The 5,791-nt window shown below is 67.9% G+C and carries 5 protein-coding genes; 3 read left to right on the forward strand and 2 right to left on the reverse strand.

Annotated features, from left to right (window positions below):
* The first annotated feature begins 361 nt into the window (after window positions 1-361).
* Both ACIA75_RS11695 and ACIA75_RS11700 read left to right on the forward strand, forming a co-directional pair.
* Window positions 362-3,118, forward strand: a complete 2,757-nt coding sequence (locus tag ACIA75_RS11695; protein ID WP_397102700.1) for an AAA family ATPase — start codon at window positions 362-364, stop codon at window positions 3,116-3,118.
* 291 nt (window positions 3,119-3,409) lie between these two features.
* A complete protein-coding gene (locus tag ACIA75_RS11700; protein ID WP_397102702.1) occupies window positions 3,410-3,724 on the forward strand; it encodes a hypothetical protein in 315 nt (104 codons plus the stop codon).
* A gap of 183 nt (window positions 3,725-3,907) precedes the next feature.
* Here the strand turns inward: ACIA75_RS11700 and ACIA75_RS11705 are convergent, their stop codons facing one another.
* Window positions 3,908-4,516 carry an SMI1/KNR4 family protein gene (locus ACIA75_RS11705; protein WP_397102704.1) on the reverse strand — a complete coding sequence of 203 codons (609 nt, stop codon included), beginning with the start codon at window positions 4,514-4,516 and terminating at the stop codon, window positions 3,908-3,910.
* 179 nt (window positions 4,517-4,695) lie between these two features.
* Window positions 4,696-5,136 carry a Rid family hydrolase gene (locus tag ACIA75_RS11710; protein ID WP_397102706.1) on the reverse strand — a complete coding sequence of 147 codons (441 nt, stop codon included), beginning with the start codon at window positions 5,134-5,136 and terminating at the stop codon, window positions 4,696-4,698.
* 145 nt (window positions 5,137-5,281) lie between these two features.
* On the opposite strand from ACIA75_RS11710, the gene ACIA75_RS11715 reads away from it, so the two are divergent.
* Window positions 5,282-5,770, forward strand: a complete 489-nt coding sequence (locus ACIA75_RS11715) for a MarR family winged helix-turn-helix transcriptional regulator (RefSeq protein ID WP_397102708.1) — start codon at window positions 5,282-5,284, stop codon at window positions 5,768-5,770.
* The last annotated feature ends 21 nt before the right edge of the window (window positions 5,771-5,791 follow it).

Raw genomic sequence — 5,791 nt, forward strand, 5'->3', positions numbered from 1 at the left:
GCCGTTCTCGCACGTTAATAGTGGCACCGGAACGACCGCCCACCGCTGACCGCCGATCGGTCCCGCGTTCCGTGCGGACGATTCAGGCAGGACCTTCCCGGTCGATCCCGGTTCGATCGTGGGACTCCGCACCCGGTGGGCGCCGGCCGGAGCCGGACCGCTCGGTCCTGGTTACCCTGAGTCCATGACGACAACAGTGCCGGTCATACGTGCCCGGCACCGTTCGGGACGATCCGTGAGCGATATACGGTCCGCACCCGGTCTGCCGTTCGTGCCGATTCCGCGCGGAATCGGGTGAGCGGGTCCGAACGCGCGCCGCGGGAGCATCCCGAACACGTTCGACATACCGACGGGAGCACCGATGCCAGCGCGGGTTCCGGGACGAGACCGTGAATGCGAACAGCTCGACGAACTGCTCCGCGACCTGCGCGCGGGCCAGAGCCGTGCCCTGGTGATCCGGGGCGAGCCGGGGATCGGTAAGACCCGGCTGCTCGACTATCTGGCCGGCCGTGCGCGGGGATTCCGGATCGCCCGTATCACGGGCATCCAGTCGGAGATGGAGCTGGCATTCGCCGGCGTGCACCAGCTGTGCGCACCCATGGCGAGCGGACTCGACGCGCTCCCCCTGCAACAACGGGCCGCGGTGGCTGCGGCGCTGGGGGAGGGTGGCGAACCCGCGCCCGACAGTTTTCTGGTCGCGCTCGGTGTCCTCGGCCTGCTGTCGGAGGTCGCCCGGGAGCGGCCGCTGCTGTGTGTGGTCGACGATGTCCAATGGCTCGATCAGGCCTCCGTGCAGACCCTCGCGTTCGCCGCCCGCCGGCTGGTCGCCGAATCGGTGGCCGTCGTCTTCGCGGTCCGGGTGTCGCCCGATCCCGCGGACCCCGACCCCGTGGAGCCCGCCGGTCTGCCCGAACTGCTGCTGGCAGGGCTACGCGACGACGACGCCCGCGCGCTGTTGCGTGCGACCATGCCCGGTTCCTGGGACGAGAACGTGCTCAGCCGGGTGGTCGCCGAAACCCGGGGCAACCCGCTCGCCCTGCTGGAACTGCCGAAGACCTCGAGCCCGGTGGAGCTGGCCGGTGGGTTCGGCCTGCCGGCCGCGCGCGGAGTCAATGCCCGGATCCGCGCCGCGTTCCTGCGGCGGACAGCCGAGCTACCGGCCGAAACACAACGGTTCCTGCTGATCGCGGCCGCGGAACCGACCGGCGACCCCGGGCTGCTCTGGGCGGCCGCCGACCAGGTGGGGATACACTTCGCCGCGGTCGAGCCGGCGGTGGAAGCCGGACTGGTGGAGATCGGTGACCGGGTCGGATTCGCCCACCCGCTCGTCCGGGCTGTCGTCTACTGGGCCGCCGAGCCCGACGACCGCCGCGCCGCCCACCGCGCGCTGGCCGCGGCGACCGATCCCGGCACCGACCCCGACCGCCGCGCCTGGCACGCCGCATACGGCGCGGCCGGTCCCGACGAAGCCGTCGCGGTGGAACTCGAGCGTTGCGCGGTCCGTGCCCGGGTGCGCGGTGGTATCGCCGCGGCCGCCGCGTTCGCCGCGCGGGCGGTCGAACTGACCCCCGACCCGCAGCGCCGCCGGGACCGAGCCCTGATCGCCGCCCGCGCAACCCACGAGGCGGGAAACCCCGATACCGCCCTGAAGCTGCTGTCGCTGTCCGAAGCCGGCCTGCGCGACGACCGGTTCCGCGCCGAGGCCGAACTGGTGCGCGCCCGGATTGCGTTCACGACCGATCGCGGTAGCGCGGCCCCGGCCCTGCTGCTCGACGCCGCGCGCCGGCTCGCCGTGTACGACGCGGCCAGTGCGCGCGAAACGTACCTGGAGGTCATCGACGCGGCGCTCTTCGCCGGCCCCAAGTCCTACCGCCGCGGACAGTACGAAGCCGCCGTCGCCGCCCGCGCCACCCCGGCCCTGCACGATCCGCGCCCCGTCGACCTCCTGCTCGACGCCTTGGCCGCCCGGATCCTCGACGGGCACACCGCCGCCGTCCCCGCTCTCCGGGCCGCTCTGCACACGTTCAGCCGGGCCGATCTCTCCCCGAACGAGGCGCTGCGCTGGCTGTGGCTCACCGGGGTGACGGCCGTCGGTCTCTGGGATCACGAGACACTGTCCGACTTGAGCATCCGGAATCTGGACCTGGTCCGCGCCACCGGGCGAGCCTCGGCGCTGCCCCTCGCGCTGACCCTGCGCAGCGTCGTCCACGTTCTCGACGGTGAACTCGCCGAAGCCGAATTGCTGGCGGCCGAGATCCAGATCGTCTCCGAAGCCGTCGCTGCGGCCGCCCCCGTCTATCCCGCGCTACTGGTGGCCGGCTGGCGCGGCCGCGAAGCGGAATGCCTCGAGCTGAGCAGACGTGCCGACGAAGGGGAGGAGCTCCGGGGCGAAGGTATCGGCCCGGTGGTCGGCGGCTATGCGCGCGCCGTCCTCTACAACGGTTTGCGGCGGTTCGACGAGGCGGCCGAGGCCGCGCGGGCGTCGAACGAGGAATATGTACAACTCGAGGTCGGCATCCCGGTGTGGTCGCTGGTCGAATACATCGAGGCCGCCTCCCGCACCGGCGCCACCGACCGGGCGTTCGACGCCCTCGTCCGGCTCACCGAGGTCACCCGGCCGAGCGGCACCGACTGGGCGATGGGCATCCAGGCCCGCTCCCACGCCCTGCTGAGCGACGGCCCGGACGCCGAAACCCGTTACCGCGCAGCACTTTCACACCTGGCCCGCACCGCACTGCGTGGCGAACTGGCCCGCGCCCACCTCGTCTACGGTGAATGGCTGCGCCGCGAACACCGCGGACCCGAGGCCCGCGAGCACTTGCACACGGCCCACGAACTGTTCACTGCCATGGGCATGGCGGCTTTCGCGGGCCGGTCAGCCCACGAACTGACCGCCATCGGAGAGAACATCGACGAGCACCCCGCCGAGACCGGCAACGATCTCACTGCCGAGGAGGCGCAGGTCGTCGAACTCGTTCGGAAAGGGCTCAGCGACCGGGAGATCGGGGCACGCCTGTTCATCAGCCCGCGCACGGTCGAATGGCATCTGCGCAATCTCTTCACCAAACTCGGGGTCGAATCCCGCCGGCAACTCGAAACCCGGCGGTCGCCGCAGTAGCCCTCGCCGTTCCCGGCCGGTGACAGCCGATTCGCTGTGAAACAATACTCGCAGTGTCGTCGTCGATCGCCTCGCCGAATATCGGTCGGTTTGCGGATCGGGTATCGGCGCGTGCAGCTATGGCGGTATCGTGTGAATGTCGACCCGGATTTCCGCTCTGGCAGAGAAAGCCGTATGCCGGTGTCGAAACCCGGTCGTTCCCGCTGATTCTCCCGGCGGATAATCCACCGACGAGCTGCGCGCTCAGTGGACCAGTCGGACACCATTCGTTGAATCCTGAAGGATTTTCTCATGCTGAGAAAGGTTGTCATCACCGCGTTGTCCATTGCCGCACTCGGCCTCGGTGCAAGTACGGGAGCTGCCGCAGCATTCCCCAATGGTGAACATCTGGTGCCCTCGGAATTCCCGCCGGGCACATACAAAGCCGTACCCGACCCGGAAGCCGAATATGCCTTCAGCACGATCGAAATCTGCTCGAACCACAATTGTGATTACGGTGACGGATTGATCGACAGCATGATGGTAGAGGGCCCCACGTACTTCGTGGTGCCCGAGGGGGCTCTGAAGGTGAGAACATCCGACGTCGACATCTACCGGGTCGACTGAGCCGCAACACAGTAGCGATCGAATAACAGGCTTTCCGGTCAGCAGCGTTCCGAAAGATACGGAGCCGGTATAGCTGTGCACTTACCTGGGTGGGCCTGCGCGGTCATCACCTGCCCGGGGCCTGGTCGCGGTCCCGCTGACCGATACGGCGACCGAGCAGGGCCGGGCCGCCGCCCACAAGGTTCACATCTGGTTCAATGTCTCGATCTCCGTTCGGAGGAACGTTCTGAAATCGTCGTATTCGGTGAAGTCCCCGTAGCCGAACTCATATACGGGCATGCTCGCAGTCTCCGGGGTGGGGGCGGCTTCGATGGCGAGGAAGTCCTTGCCATCCCAAGTTCCGCCGATAACGATCAGTGTGTCGAACGAGTCGACGCCGACCCTGTCGGGTGTGAGTTCTGCGCCCTCGAGGAACGCCCGAAGGTTCTCGGCGGGGATCGAGTCTCGGGCGATCTCGTCGAGTGAGAAGAAGGTGACGGCGCCGGAGAAGTACTTCCAGCCGTTGGCGTGGCGGAGCCACTGTGTGTACTGCTGATCGAAGTGCACTCCGAGACGTTGTTCCGCGGCGTGGATGGCTGCGTCGGTCGCGGGCGGCCCGGGGCCGGCCAGCATCCACGTGTCATCGATTCCGTCGGTTTTCTCCTTCTCGTACCATCCCCGCTGCGCGTTGGTGAGTTCGGTGATCGCAGTTCGGCACCAGTCGTCGGCGGGGGTCGATTCTTGTGGGCCGGTGGTGGTACAGGCCGTCGCCGTCGCTGCGGCGAGCAGCAGGGACATTCGCAAGACGTTCATGAGGTGGGCTCCAGCGCAGAGGTGAGGCGACTCGGTCGTTCATGCTAGGCCCCCGTAGGCAGGCGGTGCGGCCGGTGCGTAGGGCGTCGCTGCATCCGGCGGGCCCGAAACGAGAGGCGGGGGTGTAATTCCCGGCCCCGCTCTGTCCCGGCCCACCGGCCGCGGTGACTACGGTGTGGTCACTGGAGGTGAGGTTCAGTTCCGGAACCGACGATGGCGGTGACGCGGACCTCCACGCGCATGGCGGGGAGTCCGAGGACCGTGACGCCGGTTTCGGTCCAGATCGGCGCGCGGCCGTCGAGGCGTCGGCGGAACTGCTCGGCCATGACCGTGTTGTGGTCGTCGCCGATGGCGTCATCTCCCGGTGCGACTTTGTGATAGGAGTTGACGTGGATAACGTCCTTCCATGTCGCGCCGACCGTGGCGAGCGTGCGTTCCACGTTGTCGAAAGCCTGGATGATCTCGTCTTCCAGTGAGTCGGGGATGTTCAGGTTGTCATCTACCCCGGCCTGGCCGGAGGTCTCGACCCGGTCGCCGACGCGGACTGCCCCGCTGTAGCCGAAGGCCTTGTGCAGTTTCTCGCCGTAGCCCGGAGTGATGCCGAAGGTGACGGTGCTCATGGTTTTCCCATTCCTGTCCGTGAGGTGCGTTCCCGTTGCATGACTTCACATGTAAACTCACGATGGTCGGTAATTATTTCAACCGAAAAGTGATCACGGACTTCGTCGGAGACCGAGAAGATCTATGACCAGCACGGAAAGGCATATGAGCGACGTCGGCGAACACGAGGACGATGAGGACCTGCGATGGCTCGACGAGCAGGAGAAGGCGGCGTGGACGGGGCTGATCTCCCTCGTTCTGCTGCTGCCCGGCAAGCTGGAGTCGCCGCTGCGGCAGGAACACGGCCTCACCCTGTTCGAGTATCTCGTGCTCAGCCACCTATCCGAGGCCCCGCAGCGCACGCTGCGGATGGGTGAACTCGCCTTCCTCGCCAGCGGGTCGCTGTCTCGGCTGTCCAACGTCGTCAAACGCTGTGAACAGCGCGGCTGGGTCGTTCGGACACCGGACCCGGCCGACGGCCGTTACACCCTCGCCGAACTCACCGACGCCGGCTTCGAGATCGTGCGCCGGGCGGCGCCCACGCATCTGCGCGCCGTACGCCGCACCGTCCTCGACTCGCTCAACACCACCGACCAGAAGGCTCTCGCCCGCATCGCACACAAGCTCCGCATCGTCCCCGACGACTTCGGCTGACGGCCGCTGCGGGTCCGCGCG

Source organism: Nocardia sp. NPDC051750, assembly GCF_044453135.1.
Lineage (GTDB): Bacteria > Actinomycetota > Actinomycetes > Mycobacteriales > Mycobacteriaceae > Nocardia.